The 23,123-nt window shown below is 68.0% G+C and carries 22 protein-coding genes; 11 read left to right on the top strand and 11 right to left on the bottom strand.

The window, feature by feature from the left end; all coding sequences use genetic code 11:
* Window positions 1-109: 109 nt before the first annotated feature.
* The 7 genes from ACN5W5_RS02105 to ACN5W5_RS02135 form a co-directional block, all read right to left on the bottom strand.
* A complete protein-coding gene (locus tag ACN5W5_RS02105) occupies window positions 110-1,687 on the bottom strand; it encodes an acyl CoA:acetate/3-ketoacid CoA transferase (protein WP_420046945.1) in 1,578 nt (525 codons plus the stop codon).
* Between the two features lie 5 nt (window positions 1,688-1,692).
* Window positions 1,693-2,856: an acyl-CoA dehydrogenase family protein gene (locus ACN5W5_RS02110; RefSeq protein ID WP_420046946.1), complete on the bottom strand. Its 1,164-nt coding sequence runs from the start codon at window positions 2,854-2,856 to the stop codon at window positions 1,693-1,695.
* Between the two features lie 232 nt (window positions 2,857-3,088).
* Window positions 3,089-3,904 (bottom strand): sugar phosphate isomerase/epimerase family protein, encoded by an 816-nt coding sequence (locus ACN5W5_RS02115; RefSeq protein ID WP_420046947.1) that lies wholly within the window; start codon window positions 3,902-3,904, stop codon window positions 3,089-3,091.
* A 7-nt stretch (window positions 3,905-3,911) separates the two neighbouring features.
* The gene (locus ACN5W5_RS02120; protein WP_420046948.1) at window positions 3,912-4,538 is read right to left on the bottom strand and encodes an NIPSNAP family protein; all 627 of its coding nucleotides are present in this window, start codon (window positions 4,536-4,538) and stop codon (window positions 3,912-3,914) included.
* Between the two features lie 69 nt (window positions 4,539-4,607).
* Window positions 4,608-6,341 carry an FAD-dependent oxidoreductase gene (locus ACN5W5_RS02125; RefSeq protein WP_420046949.1) on the bottom strand — a complete coding sequence of 578 codons (1,734 nt, stop codon included), beginning with the start codon at window positions 6,339-6,341 and terminating at the stop codon, window positions 4,608-4,610.
* Between the two features lie 18 nt (window positions 6,342-6,359).
* Window positions 6,360-7,193 carry an IclR family transcriptional regulator gene (locus ACN5W5_RS02130; RefSeq protein WP_420046950.1) on the bottom strand — a complete coding sequence of 278 codons (834 nt, stop codon included), beginning with the start codon at window positions 7,191-7,193 and terminating at the stop codon, window positions 6,360-6,362.
* Window positions 7,194-7,224: 31 nt separating this feature from the next.
* Entirely contained in the window at window positions 7,225-8,238 is a 1,014-nt protein-coding gene (locus ACN5W5_RS02135) for a Gfo/Idh/MocA family protein (protein ID WP_420047426.1), read from the bottom strand.
* Window positions 8,239-8,497: 259 nt separating this feature from the next.
* On the opposite strand from ACN5W5_RS02135, the gene ACN5W5_RS02140 reads away from it, so the two are divergent.
* The 5 genes from ACN5W5_RS02140 to ACN5W5_RS02160 all read left to right on the top strand — a co-directional run bounded on the left by ACN5W5_RS02140 (window position 8,498) and on the right by ACN5W5_RS02160 (window position 14,680).
* Entirely contained in the window at window positions 8,498-9,292 is a 795-nt protein-coding gene (locus ACN5W5_RS02140) for a shikimate dehydrogenase family protein (protein ID WP_420046951.1), read from the top strand.
* Window positions 9,293-9,294: 2 nt separating this feature from the next.
* The gene (locus ACN5W5_RS02145; RefSeq protein WP_420046952.1) at window positions 9,295-11,019 is read left to right on the top strand and encodes an FAD-dependent oxidoreductase; all 1,725 of its coding nucleotides are present in this window, start codon (window positions 9,295-9,297) and stop codon (window positions 11,017-11,019) included.
* A gap of 397 nt (window positions 11,020-11,416) precedes the next feature.
* Entirely contained in the window at window positions 11,417-12,430 is a 1,014-nt protein-coding gene (locus ACN5W5_RS02150; protein WP_177139061.1) for a Bug family tripartite tricarboxylate transporter substrate binding protein, read from the top strand.
* A 235-nt stretch (window positions 12,431-12,665) separates the two neighbouring features.
* On the top strand, window positions 12,666-13,175 hold the full coding sequence (locus ACN5W5_RS02155; protein WP_420046953.1) for a tripartite tricarboxylate transporter TctB family protein: 510 nt from the start codon (window positions 12,666-12,668) through the stop codon (window positions 13,173-13,175).
* Entirely contained in the window at window positions 13,172-14,680 is a 1,509-nt protein-coding gene (locus tag ACN5W5_RS02160; protein ID WP_420046954.1) for a tripartite tricarboxylate transporter permease, read from the top strand. Before ACN5W5_RS02155 ends, ACN5W5_RS02160 begins: the two co-directional genes overlap by 4 nt.
* 101 nt (window positions 14,681-14,781) lie before the next feature.
* Here the strand turns inward: ACN5W5_RS02160 and ACN5W5_RS02165 are convergent, their stop codons facing one another.
* A complete protein-coding gene (locus tag ACN5W5_RS02165; protein ID WP_420046955.1) occupies window positions 14,782-15,699 on the bottom strand; it encodes a helix-turn-helix domain-containing protein in 918 nt (305 codons plus the stop codon).
* A 111-nt stretch (window positions 15,700-15,810) separates the two neighbouring features.
* On the opposite strand from ACN5W5_RS02165, the gene ACN5W5_RS02170 reads away from it, so the two are divergent.
* From ACN5W5_RS02170 to ACN5W5_RS02190, 5 genes are all read left to right on the top strand, one after another.
* Window positions 15,811-16,629: an SDR family NAD(P)-dependent oxidoreductase gene (locus tag ACN5W5_RS02170; RefSeq protein WP_420046956.1), complete on the top strand. Its 819-nt coding sequence runs from the start codon at window positions 15,811-15,813 to the stop codon at window positions 16,627-16,629.
* Between the two features lie 99 nt (window positions 16,630-16,728).
* On the top strand, window positions 16,729-18,417 hold the full coding sequence (locus ACN5W5_RS02175; protein ID WP_420046957.1) for an FAD-dependent oxidoreductase: 1,689 nt from the start codon (window positions 16,729-16,731) through the stop codon (window positions 18,415-18,417).
* On the top strand, window positions 18,414-18,797 hold the full coding sequence (locus ACN5W5_RS02180) for an NIPSNAP family protein (RefSeq protein ID WP_420046958.1): 384 nt from the start codon (window positions 18,414-18,416) through the stop codon (window positions 18,795-18,797). Before ACN5W5_RS02175 ends, ACN5W5_RS02180 begins: the two co-directional genes overlap by 4 nt.
* The gene (locus tag ACN5W5_RS02185) at window positions 18,794-19,606 is read left to right on the top strand and encodes an SDR family NAD(P)-dependent oxidoreductase (protein ID WP_420046959.1); all 813 of its coding nucleotides are present in this window, start codon (window positions 18,794-18,796) and stop codon (window positions 19,604-19,606) included. The genes ACN5W5_RS02180 and ACN5W5_RS02185 overlap by 4 nt, the downstream gene beginning before the upstream one ends.
* A gap of 93 nt (window positions 19,607-19,699) precedes the next feature.
* Window positions 19,700-20,527, top strand: coding sequence for an SDR family NAD(P)-dependent oxidoreductase (locus ACN5W5_RS02190; RefSeq protein WP_420046960.1), 828 nt, complete (start codon window positions 19,700-19,702; stop codon window positions 20,525-20,527).
* A 111-nt stretch (window positions 20,528-20,638) separates the two neighbouring features.
* Here the strand turns inward: ACN5W5_RS02190 and ACN5W5_RS02195 are convergent, their stop codons facing one another.
* A complete protein-coding gene (locus tag ACN5W5_RS02195) occupies window positions 20,639-21,538 on the bottom strand; it encodes a DMT family transporter (protein ID WP_420046961.1) in 900 nt (299 codons plus the stop codon).
* Window positions 21,539-21,637: 99 nt separating this feature from the next.
* On the opposite strand from ACN5W5_RS02195, the gene ACN5W5_RS02200 reads away from it, so the two are divergent.
* A complete protein-coding gene (locus ACN5W5_RS02200; protein ID WP_420046962.1) occupies window positions 21,638-22,297 on the top strand; it encodes a glutathione S-transferase family protein in 660 nt (219 codons plus the stop codon).
* Between the two features lie 257 nt (window positions 22,298-22,554).
* Here the strand turns inward: ACN5W5_RS02200 and ACN5W5_RS02205 are convergent, their stop codons facing one another.
* Both ACN5W5_RS02205 and ACN5W5_RS02210 read right to left on the bottom strand, forming a co-directional pair.
* Complete coding sequence (locus tag ACN5W5_RS02205; RefSeq protein WP_420046963.1) at window positions 22,555-22,791, bottom strand: hypothetical protein; 237 nt, start codon at window positions 22,789-22,791, stop codon at window positions 22,555-22,557.
* Between the two features lie 31 nt (window positions 22,792-22,822).
* Window positions 22,823-23,122 (bottom strand): hypothetical protein, encoded by a 300-nt coding sequence (locus ACN5W5_RS02210; RefSeq protein ID WP_420046964.1) that lies wholly within the window; start codon window positions 23,120-23,122, stop codon window positions 22,823-22,825.
* Window position 23,123 lies beyond the last annotated feature (1 nt).

A 23,123-nucleotide genomic window follows, 5' to 3' on the forward strand; every position in this document is an offset into this window, starting at 1 on the left:
ACCCCGATGCATGAAACGGTGCAGCCCAGGGCACCGCCGGGCCGGCTTTGCCGGACGGCCAGTGCCGCCCCCTTGGGGGTAGCGCGTAGCGCTGCGGGGGTGTTTCACTTTAAACAGCCGTGAAATGTGCGCTGTCCATGACCTTCAGGTCCTTGGACACCAGCGGAACAAAGTCCATCTGGTCGAGGATGTCGCGCTGCAGGTCGATGCCCGGCGCGATCTCGTACAGCTCGATGCCCTGCGGCGTGAGCCGGAAGCTGCCGCGTTCGGTGAGGTAGAGCACCTCCTGGCCGCGCACCAGGCCCTGGGGGCCGCTGAAGGTGATCTGGTCCACCTGTTTCACCAGCTTCTTGACCGCGCCCTGCTGCAGCACGCGCATCTGGCCGTCGCCGGTCTGCAGCTTCACGCCCTTGGCCGCCAGCGTGCCGCAGAACACCACCTTCTTCGCGTTCTGGGCGATGTCGATGAAGCCACCGGGGCCGACGGTGACGCCGCCCAGGCGCGAGACGTTGACGCTGCCTTCTGCGTCGAGCTCGCCGAAGCCCAGGCAGGCCACATCCAGTCCGCCGCCACCGTAGAAGTCGAACTGCGTGGCCGCGTCGAGCATCGCCGTGGCGTTGCGCGCATAGCCGAACAGCACACCGTCCATCAGCGTGCCGCCGTAGGTGCCGTGTTCGATGGTCTGGTAGATGCGGTGCTGCTCGTTGCGAGCGGCGATCAGTTTGGCGACCGCGTCGGGCACACCCACGCCGTAGTTGATGACCGGGCGCGCCTTGCCGGTGTTGAAGAGTTCGACGTGGGCGCGGCGCGCCACGGCCTGGCGTTCGCTGAAGGCTTCCTGTGAAGCCGCGACTTCGCGCGCGTGGTCCTCGGCTTCGCTCGCGTGGCGCGCGGCGCCGGTGAGTTCACCGCTGAAGGCGGGGTCGAAGGGGATGTGATAGCTGGTCTGCTGCGCCGGGTCGACCACGATGGCGTCCACCCAGGCCGAGGGGATGCGCACCTCGCGCGCCTTGAGTGCGCCTTTCGGCAAACGTTCCTTGACCTGCACGATCACCGTGCCGCCGCTGTTGCGCGCGGCCAGCGCGAGCGACTGCGCGTCGAGGTTGGCGGCCTCGTGTTCGAAGCTGATGTTGCCGTCCTCGTCGGCCGCGCTGGCGCGCACGATGGCGACGTGGATGGGGAAGGGCTTGTAGCGCAGCCACTCGCGGCCGTCGATCTGGATCACCTCGGCGAGGTCGTCCTGAGCGGCGTCGTTCATGCGCCCGCCGCCAAAGCGCGGGTCGCAGACCGTGCCCAGGCCCACGTGGCTGATGAGGCCGGGACGGCCGGCGCCGATCTCGCGCATGAGCTGGCTGCTCACCCCGCCGGGCAGGATGTAGGCCTGAATCTTGTTGCTGAGCGCGAGCTGCTGCATGGCCGGCGACCAGACCCAGTGGCCGCCGATGACCTTCTTCACCAGGCCTTCGTGCGCGAAGCAGTTCATGCCCTTGGTCTTCTTGTCGCCGATGCCCAGCGCGTGCATGAGGGTGAGGTTGCGTGGGGCCTGTGTGGCGAGGTAGCGTGCCTGCACCGCTTCGAACAGGTGGGTGGCTTCCATCAGGCCGCCGCCGCCGCCCATCAGGCCCACGGTGTCGCCGTCCTGGATCAGGTTCGCTGCTTCGGCAGCGGTCATGAATTTGCTGTCCATGGCGATCACCGGTTGACGTCGAACAGCACAGCGCCCTTTTTCAGCGCGCTCTTGGCGATCACGCCGCGGTGGATCTCGCTGGTGCCGTCGAAGATGCGGTAGATGCGGGCGTCGCGGTAGTAGCGCTCGATCGGCAGCTCCTTGCAGAAGCCCATGCCGCCAAACACCTGCACCGCGCGGTCGACCACGCGGCCCAGGGTCTCGGCCGCGTGCACCTTGACCATGGCGATCTGCTCGCGGGCGTCCAGGCCCTGGTCCAGCATCCAGGCGGCGTGGTAGACCATCCAGCGCGCGGCGTTGATCTCGATCACGCTGTCGGCCAGCATCTGCTGCACCATCTGGAAGTCGCCGATGCGGGTGTTGAACTGCTTGCGGTCGTTGGCGTAGGTCAGCATCTGCTCGCACACATGCGTGGCCTTGCCCACCGCGCGCGCGCCCACCTGGGCCAGGCGGACCACGTTGAGCGCGCCCATGGCGAGCTTGAAACCCTGGCCCTGTTCGCCCAGCAGGGCCACGTCTTCCAGCACCACGTTGTCGAAAAACAGCTCCAGGTGCGGCGTGCCGCGGATGCCCATCATGGCCTGGTCCTTGCCGACGGTGAAACCGGGCAGGCCCTTGTCCACCATGAACATGCTGATCTCTTTTTCACCGGTCCTGGCCGAGACCAGGAAGAAGTCGGACCAGATACCGTCGCTGATGAAGTGCTTGCTGCCGTTGAGCACCCACTGGCCTTGCTCGTTGCGTCTGGCGTGGGTCTTGATGCCCGCGGCGTCCGAACCCGCGCCCGATTCGGTGATGGTGATGGCGCAGGTGCGTGAGCCTTCGATGGCCGGTTTGAGCCAGCGCTCGACCTGCTCGCCCTTGCAATGCAGCAAGGGTTCGTACACGTTGCCGAAGGCGCGGCGGATCAGCATGTCGGTGGTGTGACCGAACTGCTCCTCACAGAGAATGCGGTCCAGGTTGGAGAGGCCGCCACCGCCGAGTTCGGCCGGCATGTTGAGCGCGTACAGGCCCAGTTCCTTGGCCTTGGCGTGAATGCGGCGGGCGTCGGCTTCCGGCAGCGCGCCGGTGTTTTCCAGCGCGTCTTCCAGCGGGTGCAGTTCTTCGGCGATGAAGCGACGGATGGTGTCGATCATCATTTTCTGTTCGTCGTTGAGAGCGAAATCCATGGGGTTCTTTCAGATGAGATTTGAGCCTTCAGTCGACCTCTGCGAGAGAGGTGACTGAACCGAGGACACCGCCGGGCCGGCTTCGCCGGACGGCTGGTGTCGCCCCCTTGAGGGGGTGGCGCGCAGCGCCGCAGGGGTGGTCCATCTCACGCGCTGCTGAACCAGCGGGCGCCGAAGAAAAACGGCAACCGCGAAATGTGATCGAACGGAATCACCATGGATGTCTTTCAGGTCAGGCGCGAGGCTCGACGAAGGGCCGGCTGGCGGCCAGACAGATGCCGGCCCACCGGGTCGGGTCGGCGGTTTTCTCGCGTTCGAAATTCACGACCTCGACGCTCACCGGCAGATCGGCCGGCAGCGCATCGAACAGGCCCTGCACGTCGATCGTTCCATCGCCGGGCAGCAGGCGCTCGCAGCGCGCGGTGTGGATCATTTCTTCGACCGTGAAGTGCGTGCCGGCCTGTGCGTCGCAGATCTGCGCGTAGTGCAGCAGCCCGCGCGGAATGGCGCGGATGTCGTCCAGCGTGGTGGTCGAGCGGCCGAAGTGCAGCGCATCGACCAGGATGCCGGCGTTGGTCGGCGTGCCGGCGTTCTGCACGACGCGCAGTGCGCTCTTCGCGTCCTTCACCGCCGTCCAGGGCATGAACTCCAGATCGGCGGTCAGGCCGTAGGGCCGCATCACTTCGCACAGACGGGCGTAGTTCTGCGTCAGGCGCGACTCAATCGGGTCGTCACCGGCGATGAGGATGGCCTTGGCTTTGAGCGCGGCGCAGGCGTCGTAGAGCGCATCCCAGGTGTGCGGGTCGAAGCCCTCGCCGATGCGGATGATTTCCACGTCGAAGATCCCGACGCCGGTGTCGGCCATCGCGGCCTGTGTTTCCTTCAGCACCTCGGGTTTGCCGAGCAGGAACTGCTGCGGCGCCCCCGGCGCGTTGGGCCACAGGCGCAGGCCGACGAACTGGTAGCCGTTGGCGGCGGCGATCCGCACCGCCTCGGGCGGCGTGCAGCGGTGCGAGCTCAGGTAGGCAAGGGAATAGGTGCGTGCCATCACAGCCTCACTTCAGGGGCGACACGGCCGTGGGCAGTGCGATGGTGGAGACCATGTTGGTGGTCAGGTGCGCGGGCCCTCCCTTGGGCGGCCAGATGCCTTGTGCGACCGCATCGGCGCGGGCCTTGCTGCGTGCGTCCAGCGTGGGGTAGGCCCAGATGTTGGTGAAGCGCAGCGGGCCGTCGAGCGCGACCATGGCGATCACGCAGGGCGAGAGCTGTTCGCGCGGCGGCACATACTGTTCCCAGAGGTCGATGGTGGGCTGCACGCCACCCGGCTGGATGCCGTAGGTGCGGATCTCGTACACCGGGCCGCTGATGCCGCTCTCGGCGCTCGGGCGCACCGGCTTCATCCACGGAAAGCCCTGGTAGCTGTGCTGCTCCAGCGTCTGGAAGATTTCGCCGTTGCCGAAGGGTGATGCGCTGTTTTGCGTGCGCTCGCGCTCGGCCTGCAGGCTGGCCAGATCGGCAAAGCCGCGCAGCACGATCATCTGGTTGAGCTGGCCGATGTCGGTGAACCAGCAGGCGAGCAGCTCGCCCTTCGCTTCGGGCGCGGCGCAGTAGGCCTGCACGTTCTGGGCGGCCGTGCCGGCGGTGCCGAACGGCAGGGTCATGGTGGCGAGTTCGTAGTACATGTGGGGTGTCCTGGGTTGGGTGGTGTCTGTCAAAAGCGGTGTCTTGTTCCCTCTCCCGCTGGGAGGGGGCTAGGGTGAGGGCTCTCGGCCTGCCATGTGGTGAGCCGCAAGCCAGCCGAACGTCATGGCCGGCCCCAGCGTGATGCCGCCGCTGGGGTAGTGACCGGCCATCATCGAGTTCATGTCGTTGCCGCCAGCGTAGAGGCCGGCGATGGGTTGGCCCTGCGCGTCGAGCACCTGGGCGTGGGCGTTGGTCTTCAGTCCTGCAAACGTGCCCAGGCTGCCAGCGACCACCTTCACCGCGTAGAACGGACCGCGTTGCAGCGGTCCCATGCAGGGGTTGGGCCAGCCGCGTTCGGACGCAAAAGGCGCGTCGCCCTGCATGCGGTTGTAGGGCGTCTCGCCCTTGGCGAAGTCATTGTCTTTACCGCTGAGCGCCTGCGCGTTGTAGCGTTGCACCGTCTTCTGCAGGGCGTCGCCATCGATGCCGCAGACCTTGGCCAGATCGGCCAGCGTCCGGCCGCGCTTCAGGTAGCCGTTGGCGATCATCGGTGACAGCGGCATGGGGGCCGGCTTGGCAGCGCCCAGGCCGTAGTGGCGCATGAAGGCGTGGTCGCAGACCAGCCAGGCCTGCACCGGCTCGCCGGCGGGCAGCGCGGCCAGCAGGCCCTGCATGAAGTCGTGGTACGAGTCGGCTTCGTTGGTGAAACGTTGTCCTCGGCGCGTGACGGCGATCAGGCCCGGCTTGCCGCGTTCGATCAGGTGCGGAAAGTGCGCGAACGAGCCATCGGCGCGCGGCACCAGCGACACCGGGGCCAGCGCCGCGGCCTGCAAGCCATCGGTGGCCACCTGGCCACCGGCGGTTTCGCCCAGGCGCAGGCCGTCGCCGGTGTCGCCGCGCGAAGCCGCCGACCAATGCTCTTTTCCGGTGGGGGCGTGCGGCAGCAGGGCGCGTTTGCGCTGATCGTCGTGCGGGAAGCCGCCGCAGGCCAGTACCACGCCGCAGCGAGCATGGACTTCGACCGCGCCCTCGGGCGTGGCGAGCACCGCGCCGGTCACTCGATCGCCGTCGCGCAGCAGGCGCCGTGCCGGGCATCGGGTGCGGATGTCGACACCGGCCTCCAGGGCTGAAGCAGCCAGGCTGGCGATCAGGGCATTTCCGTTCAGCAGCCGCATGCCACGGCGGTGCAGCAACAGGTCTTTCGCGTGCGCCAGCACGCGCTGGGTAACGTACCAGAGTGAAGCCGGTTTGCGCAGGGCGTTGAAGAAGTGGCGCAGCTCGGCACCCGAGGCGATGCCCATGCCCCAGAGCGTGGTCTCGGGCAGGGGCGGCTTCAGGTCGGCGATGCGCGTGCCCAGGCGGCGGCCGTCGAAGGGCGCTGCACACAGCGAGCGGCCGCCGAGGGACGCGTGTGGGTTGCGGCCGTGGAAATCGGGGATCGCATTGCCGTCGATGAAGCGCAGCGCGGTCTTCGCGCGGAAGAACTCCACCACGCGTGGCGCGGCTTCGAGGAAGGCGCGGGCGCGGGTTTCGTCGAAGCGGTCGCCGAGTTCGTGGCGCAGGTAGGCCAGCGGTTCGTCGATCGGCTCGACGATGCCGGCCTCGACCGCCAGCGGGTTGCGCGGCAGCCACATCCAGCCACCCGACCAGGCGGTGGTGCCGCCGAACTGCGGGTCTTTCTCCGCGACGATGACTTTCAGACCCAGCTTCGCGGCGGTCACGGCCGCTGACAGGCCACCGGCACCGGAGCCGATCACCAGCACATCGCAATGCTGAGAGGGAGCGGATGACTGGTCGGGCATGGGCCGGTGTGAATGCGGTCAGACCGCGTAGATGGGCTTGCGGCTTTTGACGTCGCCAGGGGCGCCGGTCTCGGCCGTGAGCTGGAAGAAGGGCGAAGCGCCGCTGGCCGCGGCCAGCTGCGAGGCGATGGACAGCAGTTCGGGTGCCAGCGCTTCCATGCGCTCGACGGTGAAGCGCACCGTGGGCCCGGCGACGGTGATCACCCCCATGGCCGGCTGGCCGGCAAAACGCACCGGCGCCGACATGGCGGACAGGCCCAGGCTGTAGGTGTCCACCGTCAGGCTGTAGCCGCGTTCGCGCGTGGCGTGCACGGCATCCAGCACCGCCTGCAGGGTGGTCGGGGCGGCCGGGCCAAACTGCTCGGGCAGGCCCAGGCCCTGTTTTGCCACCAGGGCCATGCCGGCGTTGTCGTCCAGCGTGGACAACAAAGCCCAGCCGGAAGACGAACACGACAGGCGGGCGTCGCTGCCCATGTCGGGGTCGTAGCGCAGGCCCTGGCGGGCGCCCTGTGCGCGGGCGACCCAGGTGAGGCGTTCACCGTCCACCACCGAGAGGCGCACGAGTTCGCCCGACAGCTCGGCCAGGCGGTTGAGCAGGGGCTGTGCGATGTCCACGATGCCGCTGTTGCTGAGGTACGAGAGGCCCATGCTCACCAGCTTGGTGGTGAGCAGGTAGTCACCATGGCCGCGCGCCTGGCGCACATAGCCCAGCCGCACCAGATCGGCCAGCAGGCGGTGCACGGCGCTGCGCGGGATGTTGAGCTGGTCGGCCACGGCGGCGAGCTCCATGCCTTCGCCGTGTTGCGACAGCAGTTCGAGGATGCCGAGGGTTCGTTCGAGGACGCCGTTCATGGGGTGGGTTCCGTGTGTTCTGGGGGGAGGCTCAAACGGTACAGGAAACAGGTGCGCCGGCGGTTGCCGCTTCGAGCACGGCCAGCGTGGCCTGCAGGGTGCGCAGCCCGTCGAGCGCGCTGCACAGCGGGGCTTCTTCGCCAAGGATCACGGCCGCGAAGTGCAGCAGCTGGGCGGTGTAGGGGTCGGCCTTGAGCGCCACGGTCTGCTCGCGCGTGATCTCGGCGTGCCAGCTGCGCTCGCCGCGGTAGTGCCAGAACGAGAGGTCGGGCAGCGAAAGCGAGCCGTGCGTGCCGGCGATGAAGTGCGACTGCACCGCCTGGCGCGGGTACTGGTCCTGTTCGCCGGCGCTGAAGTCCCAGCACCAGGGCGACGTGGCGGTGTCCGACAGCACCACCGTGCCGAGCGCGCCGTTTTCAAAGCGCAGCAGGGCGGCGGCCGTGTCTTCCACCGCGAAGCCGCGCACGGCGTTGCTGCTGATGGCCTGCACCTGCGTGATCTCGCCGCAGAGAAAACGCAGCTGGTCGATCTCGTGGATCAGGTTGATCAGCACCGGGCCGCCGCCGGGCTGGCGGCGCCAGGCGGCTTCGAAGTAGGGCTCGGGTTTCAGGAAGGTGGCCATCACGTTGGCGGTCACGATGTGGCCCAGCCGCCCGCTGGCCACGATCTCGCGCGCCCGGCGGTTGATCGGGTTGTGGCGGCGGTGGTGGCCCACCAGCACCGGCACGCCGCTGCGCGCCTGTGCATCCACCAGCGCCTGTGCTTCGGCCACCGTGTCGGCCACGGGCTTCTCCACCAGCGTGGCCACACCACGCGCCAGGCAGTCCAGTGCCACCGGCACATGCGTGGCGTTGGGCGTGGCGACGATGGCGCCCTGCGGCTTCACGCGCTCCAGCAGTTCACCGTGGCTGGCGGCCCAGGGCACACCCAGGCTGTTCGCCAGCTCGCGACCGGCGTCGGTGGGGTCGGCGATACCGGCCAGGGCCAGTTGCGGCGAACGGCCGATGCGGTCGATGTGGGTGCGGCCAATGGCGCCGGCACCCACGACGAGCAAGCTCGTGGCTCCCCCCCTGCGCCGCTGCGCGGCTTCCCCCTGCAGGGGGACGACACCAGCCGTCTGGCGAAGCCAGCCCGGTGGTGTCTCTGGGTTTGGGGTGCTCAATTCGGGCATTTGTTGTCTCCGGCCTGAAGTCTAGTCAAAAAAAGAACAATATTCAATAGTTGAACACAATTCCACTTTTGGATATGATCGGCGCCAACAGCCCGGCCAACGGGTGTGAACCGACCCGCAGGAGACAAGACCCATGCATCAAACCCTCAGCGGCGCGAGCCGCATCCATTTCATCGTCGGCGACCCGATCGCCCAGGTGAAATCCCCGGCCGGCGTGACGCAGGCCTTTGCCGACCACGGCCGCGATGCCATCTGCGTGCCGGCCCATGTGTCGCCCGCCCACCTGGCCGACTGGGTGCGTGGCGCCTCGCTGGCGCAGAACGTGGACGGCATCATCGTGACGGTGCCGCACAAGTTCGCCTGTACCGACCTCTGCGCCACCACTTCCGAGCGCGCCGCCTTCCTGCACACGGTCAACACCATGCGCCGCAATGCCGACGGCAGCTGGCACGGCGACATGTTCGATGGCCTGGGTTTTGTCGCCGCCATGCAGGACAACGGTGGCCAGCCCGCGGGCCGGAAAGCGCTGCTGGTGGGCGCGGGCGGTGCCGGTTCGGCGATTGCCCATGCGCTGGTGGTGGCCGGCGTGAGCGAACTGGCCATCTTCGATCCGGACGACCAGCGCCGTACCGCGCTGGTGGAGCGCCTTGCCGGGTTGAAGCAATGCCCGGTGAGCCACGGCAGCGCCGACCCGACGGGCTTCGACATCGTGATCAACGCCACGCCGGTGGGCATGAAAGAGAGCGACCCGTACCCGCTGCAGGTGGAGAAGCTCGACGCCCGCATGTTTTGCGGCTGCGTGATTACCGCGCCGGCCATCACGCCCTTCATCGCGGCGGCGCGGGCCAAGGGCTGCGCCACGATGACCGGCGCGCACATGTTTGCGCGGGTCCGCGATCTCATGGTTGACTTCCTGTTGGGCCGGTGACCATGCAAGTCCTGAACTCGCTGAGCCAGATACCTGCTGAAGGCGCTGCCTTCGACCTGGTCGTGATCGGTGCCGGTGGCGCCGGCATGGCGGCCGCGCTGTTCGCGGCCATCGACGGCCAGCGGGTGCTGCTGGTCGAACGCACCGGGTTCGTGGGCGGCACCACGGCCTGGTCGGCGGGCACCACCTGGGTGCCGGGCACGCACCACGCCGCCAAGGTGAACCCGGCGGACACGCTGGCCGACGCCGCGCGCTACCTCACCAACGCCATCGGCGATCGCACGCCGGCCGCGCTGCGCCAGGCCTTCCTGGACCACGGCCCCGCCGTGATCCGCCACATCGAGACCCATTCCGAGGTCCGGTACCGGCCGTACCCCAAGCACCCGGACTACATCTCCGACCTCGGTGGCTCCACGCTGAGCGGCCGCGCGCTGGAACCGCTGCCGTTCGACGGCCGCCTGCTCGGCGACCTGTTCCGGCTGGTGCGCCCGCCGATTCCGGAGTTCACCGTGCTCGGCGGCATGATGGTCGACCGCACCGACATCAACCACCTGCTCGCGCTCACGAAGTCGTTCGCCTCGTTCAAGCATTCGCTCAGGATCATCGGGCGCCACGCGGCGGACCGCCTGCGCTACCCGCGCGGCACGCGCCTGGTGATGGGCAACGCGCTGGTGGCGCGCCTGCTGTATTCGTTGTCGAAACACGCGGGCGTGACACTCGCGCTCGACACCTCGGTCGAGCAGTTCGGCCGCGGCGCCAGCGGCATTGAAACGGTGGAGCTCGTGCAGGGCCGCGAACGCCGCACGGTGCGGGTGCGCGGTGGTGTGGTGCTGGCCAGTGGCGGCTTCAACCGCCACCCCGGCTTGCGCCAGGCCATGCTGCCCGGCGTTGACATCGGCTGGTGCCCCGCCGCGCCCGGCCACACCGGCGCGGCGCACGACCTGGCCCGCGACCTGGGCGCGCAATACGGGCAGGGCGGTCTCTCCAACGCCTTCTGGGCACCGGTCTCGCTGCGCCCGCGGGCCGACGGCAGCACCGCGGTGTTCCCGCATTTCGTGATGGACCGCGCCAAGCCCGGCATGCTCACCGTCAACCAGGCCGGTGAGCGCTTCGTCAACGAAAGCACCTCGTACCACCTGTTCGGCATGGCCATGCAAAGTGCGCGCAGCGTGCCGGCATTCCTGGTCTGCGACGCCGAAGCGCTGCGCAAGTACGGCATCGGCATGGTGCGGCCCGGCGCGGGGCCCAAGGACATGGCACCGTTCCTGGCCGACGGCTACCTCACCCGGGGCGACTCGCTCGACGACCTGGCGCAGAAGCTCGGCATCAGCGCCGCCGGCCTGAAAGCCAGCGTGCAGAAGATCAACGGCTACGCGCAAACCGGCGTGGACCCGGACTTCCAGCGCGGTGTCACGGCCTACCAGCAGAACATCGGCGACGCCGCGGCCGGCGGCAAGAACCCCAACCTGGGCGCGCTGCAGACCGCGCCCTACTACGCGGTGAAGCTCTACCCGGGCGACATCGGCGCCGCCACCGGCTTCGTCACCGACGGCGACGCCCGCGTGCTCGACGCGAGCGGCCAGCCCATCGGTGGCCTGTACGCCGTGGGCAACGACATGCATTCCATCATGGGCGGCGTCTACACCGCGCCGGGCATCACCCTCGGCCCGGGCCAGGTGTTTGCGTACCTCGCCGCGCGCCACGCCACGGCGCGCGCAGCGGCCTAAAGCCGGGTGGACAAGATGCACGAAAACGGCAGGCAGGGGCCGGATTCGTCGGGTTCCGCCGGGGGACTGCTCGGCAGAATGGGCGACCTTTCGATGGCGCTTGCCGCAGCGGTTCAAGGGCCTTTACCGGGGCTGCCGGACCGCACGGCGGCAACCGCGCCGGCATTGGGACAAACCCCAAAAGCGGTCGATGATCGATCTATTTGGTTTATTGATCGAACAGGTGGCCGTGCAAATTCATGGACCAGCGAACCAGCCGGTCCTACATTGAAGACCTTCGATGAACCGGCCGCAACGCTCTGCGGACACCGTCGGGGGTTATTCAGACAGCTTGTGTGTAACCCATGAGTCCGGGTCCGAGGGCTTGATTTTTTAACCAACAGCAGGAGACATTCAGATGAACCAAACCAAACGCCACTTTCTCGGCGCTGCCGTGGCAGCCCTGGCCACCGTGGGCTTCACTGGCCTGGCACAGGCGCAGAACTACCCCGAGCGCGACGTCACCGCCGTGATCCAGTGGGGCGCTGGTGGCGGCACCGACGTGGCCATGCGTGGCTACGCCCCGTATGCCGAAGAAGCGCTGGGCAAGAAAATCATCCTGCAGAACAAGCCCGGGGCGTCCGGTGCCATTGGCGCCAACTTCGTGCTGCAGCAGCCGTCCGATGGCTACACCATCCTGATGGGCGCCGAGCCGCAGGCCCTGTTCCGCGTGATGAAGATGGCCGAGTTCGACTACGACCAGTTCTATCCCGTCAACATCGCCGCCATCGCCAACACCATCCTGCTCGTGGCCAAGCCCGATGCCCCCTGGAACACCATGCAGGACCTGCTGAGCCATGTGCAGGCCAACCCCAAGAAGGTCAAGCAGTACATCGCTGGTCAGGGCACCGTGCCCTACACGGTCAACACCATGATCGGCAGCCTGACCAAGTTTGAAACCATCCTGGTGCCGTTCGACGGCGACGGCCCGGCCATTGCCGCTCTGCAGGGAGGCCACCTGGATATCGGTTTCATCGCCTCGGGCGCTGCCATCGAGCACATCAAGGCCGGTCGCCTCAAGGCCCTGGGCGTGCTGGACAACAAGCCCTTCCAGGGCATCGCCCCCATGACCGATGCACCGTCGCTCAAAGGCCTGCCGAAGTACCTGCCCTGGGGCTCTTGGTACGGCGTCTTCGTGAAGAAGGACACCCCGGAGCCCGTCAAGGCCAAGCTGGTGGCCGCCTTCAAGAAGGCCGGTGACAACCCGCAGTACCGCAAGATGATGGAAGGCCGCGGCACAACGATGCTGAACATCGGTGGCGCGGAAGCCGAGAAGTTCATCAAGAAGTGGCAGTCCACCACCGCCTGGCTGTACCAGAACGCAGGCACCGCCAAGGTCGACCCCGCCACGCTGGGCATCGCCAAACCTTGAACACCCCCGCCGCGCTGCGCGCGACCCCCTCAAGGGGGCGGCACTGGCCGTCCGGCAAAGCCGGCCCGGCGGTGCCCTGGGGGGGGAGGGGCTCCCCCTCCTTCTCTCGATTTTCGCGACCCGGCGGTGCCCTGTGTTGAGCTGATTCATGCCACTCCGGTGGCGCTGCGGCGCCAGCAATTGTTGAGATGTTCGCCTGGGGCGCATCTGCTTTTTCCGTTTGAGGAGACTTTCCATGCACACCAGTCACCCCCGACTGGCCGGCGAGCTGACCTTCATGGCGCTGCTCGTTCTGGTCAGTGTTTTCCTGCTGTGGACGTCTTACGAGATTTCCAGTTTCGACTCGCTGGCCGCGCCGGGCAGTTTCCCCATGGTCTGTGCCTTCGCCATGCTGGTCACCGGCCTGATCAACGCGGTGAAGACCGCGCGCGCCAAGCTCAACCTGGAGAACGGTGAGACCTGGCTGCAGCAGTTCGGCCGCAAGGTCACGCCGGTGCAACTGATCGCCTTCACCGCGCTGATCTTCCTGTACATGCTGGGCATGGAGTACATCGGTTTCCTGATCGCCTCGTACATCTTCCTGACGGCGTCCATGTACCTGCTGGGCAGCCGCCGCGTGCTGCTCAACCTGTTCATCAGCGCCGCGGTGCTGGTGGGCATTTTCATCGTCTTCCGCACCGCCTTCTCGGTGGTGCTGCCGGCCGGTTCGCTTGTCGGCCCCCTCCTGCCGGAGTTCCTGAAATGACCGAAGCACTGGGCTATTTCCTGTCGTCCTGGCTGGACTGGCAGATGCTGTTCCTGACCGCGGCGGGCACCTTCGCCGGCATCTACATCGGCGCCATCCCCGGCCTGTCGGTGACGATGGCGGTGTCCATCCTGATCTCGTTCACCTTCAAGTGGGACGTGCACCACGCGCTGGCCCTGATCTCGGGCATCTACCTCGGCGGTGTGTACGGCGGTTCGCGCAGCGCCATCCTGCTGAACATCCCCGGCGCACCGGCGGCCATTGCCACGGCGCTCGACGGCTATCCACTGGCCAAACGCGGCGAGGCCGGGCAGGCGATCGGCCTGACCACGGTGGTCTCCGTCTACGGTGGTTTCATCGGCATCCTGGCGCTGGCCGTGGCGGCCCCCGCGGTGTCCACCCTGGCGTTGAAGTTCGGCCCGCGCGAGTACCTTCTGCTGGCGATCTGGGGCATTCTGCTGGTGGGCAGCCTCTCGGGCGAATCGCTCTCCAAAGGCATCTTTGCCGGTGCCCTGGGCGCGCTGATTTCGTGCGTGGGCCTCGACCCGATGACGGGTGAACAGCGCCTGACCTTCGGCAGCCTGCAGATGTCGGCGGGCATCTCCTACATCGCCGCCATGATCGGCTTCTTCGGCGTGGCCGAGGTGATCGCGCAGCTGCATGAGCTCAAGATCAAGGCGGTCAAGCAGAACGTGAGCAAGATCATCCCGTCGTGGGCGCTGGTGCGCAAACACCTGCCGCTGGCCACCCGCACCTCCGCCATTGGCGTGGTGGTGGGCGCCTTGCCCGGCGCGGGCGGTGACATCGCTTCGCTCATGGCCTACGACCACGCCAAGCGCTCGGTGAAGAACCCCTCGCGTCCGTTCGGTACCGGTGCCTACGAAGGCCTGGTGGCGCCCGAGTCGGCCAACAACGCGTCGGTGGGCGGTGCCTACGTGCCCATGCTGACGCTGGGCATTCCGGGTGACGCGGTCACGGCCGTGATCATCGGTGCGCTCTACATCCACGGCCTCAAACCCGGCCCGCTGCTGATGACCGAAACGCCCGACCTGTTCTGGTTCATCGTCGGCTCGCTCACGCTGGCCAACCTGTTCCTGCTGGTGTTCGGTCTGACGGGCATCAAGATTTTCGCCAAGCTCGTCGAGACACCCAAGCCGGTGCTGTTGCCGCTGATCCTGGTGCTTTCCGCCGTGGGTGCGTACTCGATCAACAACAATCCGGTGGACGTGTACTGGATGCTGGGCTTTGGCCTGTTTGGCTACTTCCTGAAGATGTACGGTTTCGCTGTGGGTCCGGTCATTCTGGGCATGATCCTCGGCCCGCTGATGGACCGCAGCTACCGCCAGGCGATGCTCGCGACCGGCGAAGACGTGGGCCTGTTCTTCACCGAGTTCTTCACCACGCCGCTCTCGGCCGTCATCCTGGCTGCGCTGGCCTTCACCATCGTCAGCCAGACCGGTCCCTACCAGCGCTGGCGCAACAAGGGTGCTGTCAGGACAGCCTGAACACGCAGAAGCTCCCTGTGAAAACCCCGGGCCTTGCGGCACCGGGGTTTTTTCTCGCATTCGATGGCGTGCGGTTTCTCAGCGTCCGCCCAGGTCTGTGTTCAGTTCTGTGAAGGCGCTCCGGCCAACTGCGCCAGCGCCTGTGCCCGGAACTCGCGCGGGCTCAGGCCGGTGTGGCGCTTGAAGAAGCGGCTGAAGTAGGCGTCGTCTTCAAAACCGAGTTCGCCCGCCAGCTGCTTGATGCTGCTGCTGGTGTAGACCAGATCGCGCTGCGCCTCGTACAGCAGCCGCGCGTTGATCACGTCCAGGCTCGACATGCCCAGCACCTCGCGGCAGATGCGCGAGAGCTGGCCGGCTGTGAGGCCCAGGGCCTCGGCGTAGTTCTGCACCGGCCAGTGCGCGCAGAAGTGCTGGTCGAGCAGGGTCTTGAACTGCTCGATCTGCCGGTTCTTGCGCGAGCCCGCCGCCGGCTCGGCGCGCGTGCCCGCATCGGGCGCGCCGGCAATGCGCGCCACCTGCACCAGCAGCGCGGTCAGCAGCGACATGCCGGCGGCCGTCTGCCCGCTGGCGTGGATGCGCGACTCGCGCTCCAGCGCCAGGAACAGTGGCATCAGCGAATCCACGTGGCGGTTGTCGCCCGGCAGCGGGAGCACGCGCGGCGTGCGGATCACCGCCAGCAACTCCGGCATCAGCAGCGTGGCCATCGACTCCAGCACCTTCTGCGTGGCGGTGATCACCGGGCCGTCCACCTGCGGCGAGAAGCTGAAGCCGTGCGCCGCGCCGGCGGGGATCACGATGAAGCAGGGCGCATCGGCGCGGATGCGGGCGTTGTTGACCGTGACCTCGGCAAACCCCGCGCTCAGGTAGAGCAGCTGCACGAAGGCGTCGTGGCGGTGCACCTGGATCTCCCACTGGTAGGGTTTCGAGCGCTGGGGTATCCATTCAAAGCTGAACGAATTCGACCAGGCGGGCGAGGCCTGGTCGCCGTACAGGTCGTAGTTCGGTATCGTTTTGGCCATGGGCCGTGTCTCCCGGGTTGTGCACGAATTGTCCTGTTGCTGGCTGGAATCGTCAAACCCGCGTCCACCTTGCGCGGGAACAATGAACCTCCTCAGAACAAGGAGACAGACATGTCGGCATCCTCCCTCCCTGCCGCGGGCCACTGGCTGGGTCTCGAAGGCCGGGTTTGCGCCGTCACCGGCGCGGCCAGCGGCATCGGCGCCTCGGTGGCGCGCCAGCTCGCCGCGGCCGGCGCGCACGTGGCCCTGCTCGACCGCGATCTCGCGGGTTGCGAGACCCTGGCCACCGAACTCGCCGCACAAGGCGCGCGCACCCTGGCCGTGGGTTGCGACATATCGAGCGAGGCGCAGACGCTCGCCGCGGCCGCGAAAGTGCAGGCCGGACTGGGCGACTGCACCGCCCTGGTCAACAACGCCGGTCTGCTGCGCCCGGGCAGCCTGGACAGCGTGAGTCTCGATGACTGGAACGCCGTGCTCGGCGTCAACCTCACCGGCTACCTGCTGTGCTCGCGCGCCTTCAAGCCGCAGCTGGAGCGCACACACGGTGCGCTGGTGCATGTGGCTTCGATCTCGGCCAACTTCCCGCAGTCGCACAGCGGTGCCTACAGCGCGGGCAAGGCCGGCGTGCTGCTGATGTCGCGCCAGATGGCGGCCGAGTGGGGCCCGCTGGGCATCCGCAGCAACGCCATCTGCCCCGGCATGATCCGCACCGCCTTGTCGGCCAAGTTCTACGAAGAGCCGGGTTTTGAAGAAAAGCGCGCCCAGGTCACGGCCAGCCGCCGCATCGGCGAACCGCAGGACATCGCCGATGTGGCGCTGTTCCTCACCAGCCCACGCTCGGGCTACATGAACGGCGCGGAGCTCGCCGTCGATGGCGGCATGTCGTCCATGTTGATGGACATGGTGCCGCGCCCTGGATTCAACCAATGACCCCACGCTCCGCCGCTGCGCGGGTCGCTGCCCCCGAGGGGCGCGGCCTTGCTTGGGGCGGCACGGCGCGGCGGCCCAAAACCTCTTGAGGAGACACCCATGAAAAACGAATACGACCTGATCGTGGTGGGCTCCGGCGCCGCCGGCCTGGCCACCGCCATCACCGCGAAAAAACGCGGGCTGGACGTCGTGGTGCTGGAGAAAGAACCCGTGTTCGGCGGCACCACCGCGCTCTCGGGCGGCGTGCTCTGGATCCCGCTCGGGCCGCACGGCCGCCAGCAGAATCCGGCCGACACGCGCGAGGCCGTGCGCCGCTACATGATGGAAGAAACCGGCGCCTACTACGACGAGGCGGCGGTGTCGGCGTTCCTCGACAACGGACCGAAGATGGTTCAGTTCTTCGAGCGCGAGACGGCGATGCAGTTCGTGCCCACGCTCTACCCGGACTACCACCCCGACGTGCCCGGCGGCGTGGACATCGGCCGCTCCATCCTGGCCAAGCCCTTTGACATCCGCGAACTCGGCAAGGACATGGCGCGCCTGAAGCCACCGCTCAAGACCATCACCTTCATCGGCATGATGTTCAACTCGTCGAACGCCGACCTGAAGCATTTCTTCCAGGCCACGAAATCGCTCACCTCCTTCATCTACGTCGCGAAACGCCTGGCCACGCACCTGAAAGAACTCGCGCTCTACCGCCGGGGCATCAACGTGACCAGTGGCAACGCCCTGGCGGCACGGCTCGCCAAGTCGGCGCTGGACCTGGGCATTCCCATCCTCACCAGCACGCCGGCCCAGGGCATCGAGATGGACGGTGACCGCGCCGTGGGCGTGCGCACCGGGCAGGGGGTGCTGAGCGCGCGCCACGGCGTGGTGCTGGCCTGCGGTGGCTTCCCACACGACGTCAAGCGCCTGGCACAGGCCTACCCGCATGTGAAGCGCGGCCACCAGCACCTCTCGCCCACACCCGTCAGCAACACCGGCGACGGCGTGAACATGGCCGAGCAGCTCGGCGCTGTGGTGGACATCCGTTTCAAGGACGCTGCGGCCTGGATGCCGGTCTCGCGGGTGGACTACGGCCAGGGCGAGACCGGTGTGTTCCCGCACCTGCTGGACCGTTACAAGCCCGGCATCATCGGCGTGCTGGCCAACGGCAGACGTTTCACCAACGAGTCCGACTCGTACCACGACGTCGGCGCCGCGATGGTGCGCGCCTGCGAAGGCCAGCAAGAAACCGCGATGTGGCTGGTCTGTGACAAGGCGACGCTGGCCAAGTACGGCATCGGCTTCGTGAAGCCCGCGCCCATGCCCATTGGCAAGTTCCTGCGCAACGGCTACCTGCTCAAAGGCAACACGCTCGCCGAACTCGCGAAGAACGCCGGTATCGATCCGGCTGGCCTGGAGCAGACCGTGCGCGAGTACAACGTGGGCGCCGTGAAGGGCGAAGACCCGGCCTTCGGCCGCGGCCGCACCAGCTTCAACCGCTACCTGGCCGACCCGGCCAACCAGCCCAACCCCTGTGTGGCGCCAGTGCAGACCGGGCCGTTCTATGCGGTCAAGCTCATCATGGGCGACCTCGGCACCTTCGACGGCATCCAGACCAGCGTGGTCGGCGAAGTACTCAAACGCGACGGCAGGCCAATAGCCGGCCTCTACGCCGTGGGCAACGACCGCGCCAGCATCATGGGCGGCAACTACCCCGGCGCCGGCATCACGCACGGACCGAACATGACCTTTGGCTTCGTCACCGGCAACCACATCGCCGACCGCGCCGGAGCAGCCGCATGAACGCCGTCACCACACCTGTGCCATGGCCGATCAGCAGCGTGAGCAGCCTGGGCAAGCCGTTCGTGGACCACCGCATCTACACCATCGCGCTGCGCAAGATGCCCGAGTTCCTGGAGGTCTTCAACCGCCTCGCCATGCCCCTCCTGATGCAGACCCTGGGCCACCCTGTCGGCTTCTACACCAGCCTGGTGGGCCCGCAAAACCAGTTCGTGCACCTCTGGGCCTACGACAGCCTGGCCGACTACGAGCGCCGCTGCCAGGCGCGCGACACGCACCCGGACTTTCCGGCCTACCTGCAGGCCTCGGCCCACCTGATCACGGCGCAGGAAACGCGCCTGATCCGCGCCGTGCCCATGCCGGGCTGGAGGGTCGTTCAGTGAGCGCCGCGCCGGTTGAAGGCGGGGTGGTGCACGCCCCCGTGGCCATCGTCACCGGTGCGGCCGACGGCATCGGCTGGGCCACCGCGCAGTGCCTGGCGCAGCAGGGCTGGCGCGTGGCGCTGCTCGACCTGCGGGCCGAGGCCACGCTGGCGCGCGCCGCCGAACTCGGCACCGGCCACCTGGGCCGGGGCTGTGACGTGACCGATGCCGCCGCGGTGCACACCGCCGTGTCCGCCGTGTTGACGCAGTGCGGTCGCATCGACGGCCTGGTCAACAACGCCGGCATCGGTGACCAGTCCGTGCCCACGTTGCAGCAGACGGTGGACGGCTTCGACCGTGTGCTGGCGGTGCACCTGCGTGGCCAGTTCCTCATGAGCCAGGCGGTGGCCGGCGTGTTGCTGGCGCAGCCCGCGGACGCACGTGGCCAGCGCGGTGCCATCGTCAACCTCGCGTCCATCGCGGCGCTCGGCGGCATCCCCGCGCGCAATGCCTACAGCGCCGCCAAGGCCGGCGTGGTGGGCATGACGCGTGCCATGGCCATGGAATGGGCACGCCAGGGCCTGCGGATCAACGCGGTGGCGCCGGGCTATGTGGCCACCGCGCTGGTGGCCGAACTCGCCGGCAAAGGCGCGATCGACGGCGCAGCCATCGCGCGCCGCACGCCGCTGGGCCGCATGGCCGAGTCGGACGAGATCGCGCAGGCCATCGCGTTCCTGCTGTCGCCCGCGGCGAGCTACATCACCGGCGCGGTCCTGCCGGTGGACGGTGGCTGGTCCGCTCTCGGTGCGCCCGAGGCGTCGCTCGGCTGACACGGACGGTCCGCTTGCGGCGGGGTTCGGGTTCACCCCGCATCGACAAGCGCGCGGCGGCCCCCTAGAGTTTGACCACCACGGAGTCCGAACATGTCCGACACCCCATCGACCCCCACCCAGCACGCGCTCGTCACCGGCGCCACCGGCGGCATCGGCCGCGGCATCTGTTTCGCGCTCATCGAACAGGCGCGAAAGGACGGCGTGCGCCTGCACATCAGTGCTGCCGCCTCGCAGCACGGCGACAAGCTCGAAGCCCTGGTGCACGAACTGCGTGCGAAAGGCGTGGGCGCCTCCGGCGTGGCCGGTGACATCACCGACCCCACACAATGCGCCGCGCTGGTGGCCAAGGCCCAGGCCAGCGGCGGTGACCTCACCGCGCTGGTCTGCAACGCCGGTGCATCCGGGCCCGGCAAGCTGGCCGAACTGTCGATCGCACAGTGGGACCTGACCTTCAACCTCAACGCGCGGTCGGCCTGGCTGATGGCGCGCGCCGCCCGCGAGCAACTGGCGCGCACGCGCGGCAGCGTCACCGCCATTGCGTCCATGTCGGGCCTGCACCCGCACCCCGGCAACGGCGCCTATTCGGCCGCCAAGGCCGCGCTCATCATGCTGTGCCGCCAGCTGGCGCAGGAGTGGGCCGGGGAGGGCATCCGTGTCAACACGGTATGTCCCGGCATGGTCCGCACGCCGCTCACCGAAGCGATGTACCAGGACGCCGACATCCACGCCCGCCGCGTCGCCCTGGTGCCGCTGGGCCGCATCGGCCAGCCCGACGACGTGGGCGCCGCCGTGGCCTGGCTCTGCAGCGCGGGCGCGGCCTATGTGACCGGGCAGAACCTGGTGGTGGACGGCGGTGTGGCCGACCACATGCTGAGCATGATTCCGGGCCGGCCGGGCCGCGCGCCCGTGGACGACTGAAACGGTTTCGCCTTCAAACGCATGACTGCGTTGGTTCGCCTGGCCGTGCTACAGCACTGTCTGCGGCTCCCGCCTTGTTCTGCGCTTGAACGCAAAACCGTATGAGGTTTTTCAAGGAATCGGGTCTTCCACACCACTGCGGCGCAGCGGGTTGAAGCCGGTCACCAGCGCGGTTGCCAGCAACACCAGCGCACCGCCGGCGAAGATGCCGGAGGACACCACCTCGCCCAGCACCAGGTGCCCCCAGGTGACGCCGAAGACCGGGATCAGGAACACCGGGCTCATCGCCGCCACCGGCGACACGTGGCGGATGATGCGCAGATGCGCCCAGTAGGCCAGGCCCGAGGTGATCACGCCCAGCACCAGCAACACGCCCAGCGCGGCGGGCGTGAACCGCGCCTGTGGCCAGGCCAGCGCGGCACCCGGCAGCACGAGCACCAGCGAGATGACATGGATGCCGGCCGCGATGGCCAGCGGCTGCATGTGGGTCGTTGCGCGTTTCATGAGCGGGGTCGACATGCCGTAGCAGGCGGCGGCCCCGATGCAGGCCAGCGCGGCCAGGAGGGTGGGGGCATCGGGCTGCACCGGCCCGAGCCGCACGATCAGGCCGACGCCCACGAAACCGCACAGACAGCCCAGCAGCTTGCGCGCGGTCAGGGTGTCTTCCTTGAACCAGGCCGATGACAGCGTGCCGAACAGCACCGCGGTGGTGTTGAGCAGCGCGCTGTAGCCCGCGGGCAGGCGCAGCGCGGCCCAGGCGTAGAGCAGGAACGGCACCACCACCGAGAGCAAGCCAAGCACCAGCAGCTCGCGCCAGTGTTGCCAGGGCCAGCGGTGGTTGAGCACGCGCATGATCACCGAAAGCGTCAGCGCCGCGAGCGTCACGCGCCCGCCCGCCAGCACCAGCGGCCCGAGCAGGGGACTGGCGATGCGCAGGAAAAGAAAGGAGGCGCCCCAGAGCGCGGAGAGGCCGACGAGTTGGGCGAAGTGGTGGGATTTCACCGGGGCCATTGTCGGGGCGAACCGGTGGGGGCGCTGTCCGAGGGCTGACAGGTCCTGTAGAGTTCATCGCCTGCCTGCTGCCAGCGGTTTGAATCATGAGGTTCCGCCATGTCGCTCGTGCTTTACGGTCACCCCTTTTCCTCGTACACCCAGAAGGCGCTCATTGCGCTCTACGAGAACGACACCCCTTTCGAGTTCCGCTGCATCGGGCCGGACACGCCGGAGCACGTGGCCGAGTGGCTGCGGCGCTGGCCCATCGCCCGGTTCCCGCTGCTGCTGGACGGCGAACGCCAGATCGCCGAGACCAGCCTCGTCATCGAATACCTGCAACTCGCGCACCCCGGCCCCGTGCGCCTGCTGCCCGCCGACCCGATGGCCGCGCTGGACGTGCGCTTCCTCGACCGCTACTTCGACCTGTACGTGATGAGCGCAATGCAGCTGGCGGTGGACACCGCGCTCCAGCGCTATCCGATGACGGTCGAAAAAGGGCGGGCCATCGCCAGCGAGCGGCTGGAGCGCGCCTACGTCTGGCTCGAAGCCCATCTGGCCGGCAAGGCATGGGCCACTGGCGAACACTTCACGCTGGCCGACTGTGCTGCCGCGCCCTCGCTGTTCTACGCGGACTGGGTGCACCGGATTCCCGAGACCTGCCCCTTGCTGCGCGCCTACCGCGCGCGCTTGCTGGCCCGCCCGTCGTTCGCCCGGGCGGTGGAAGAGGCGCGACCGTATCGTTCGTTCTTCCCCCTCGGCGCGCCGGACCGGGACTGAGGCGCCGCGGCGCTCCATGCCGATCTCGGCAGACCCCAACGAAGCCACCACACACACCATGCCGCCCAGCGCCCGCGCACCCTGGCTTGGGTCAGCGGGAAGTCGCCCGCCGGCGTCCAGGGTTCGCGCGATGTGGCGAACTGCGCCTGCCGGTTCTCCGGCTCCGCAGCGTGCGCCCCTATTGGCGCCAGCCAGGGAGCAGTCCCGATGCAGTGGCCGGGTCAACAGCTCACGGCGTTTCATGCGGGCTCCTCGTTTCACTTCGGTTCAAGGCTGATGCTGCGGTCCGCGTCCACCTCCACCGCGGTGCCCTCGACCATCTCGACCTTCTGCGACCACACGGCCTGGTGGTTCGCGAAGGCGTCGGCGCTGTCGAACACCGCCAGGCAGAGCGTGCCCGGACCGGGTGGGCCGTGCGTCACCGTCACGCGCAGGTCGGCCGCGTTCACCCGCATCGACGTCGCCAGCACGGCGAAGGCGAGGGCCGTTTTCATGTGCGTTCTTTCAAGTCACACACGCCCGGCATCAGCGGGCGATCTTGCGTTCGACCTCTGCGACCCGGCCCGCGTGGAAACGGACGATGGTCAGCGTCTGAGGGTCCCGGGCGTGGGGGAAGTAGGTCCAGGTCTTTTCTTCGGGTTGGCCCCTGACGGCGCGGAGCAAGGCTTCGTGGTCGGGCTGGCCGATCTTCAGCACCACCTCTCCTTCGCCCATGCCCTTGCGGATGAACTTGCGCTCCCCGGCGTCTGCGGCCAGGGCGGACGCGCTGGCCAGCAGCAGGGCCGCAGCGAGCGGCGCGAGGGTTGGGTGGGTCACACGGTGCATG

The sequence above is a fragment of the Hydrogenophaga sp. ZJX-1 genome, from assembly GCF_048590325.1.
In the GTDB taxonomy this organism is placed as follows: domain Bacteria; phylum Pseudomonadota; class Gammaproteobacteria; order Burkholderiales; family Burkholderiaceae_C; genus Hydrogenophaga.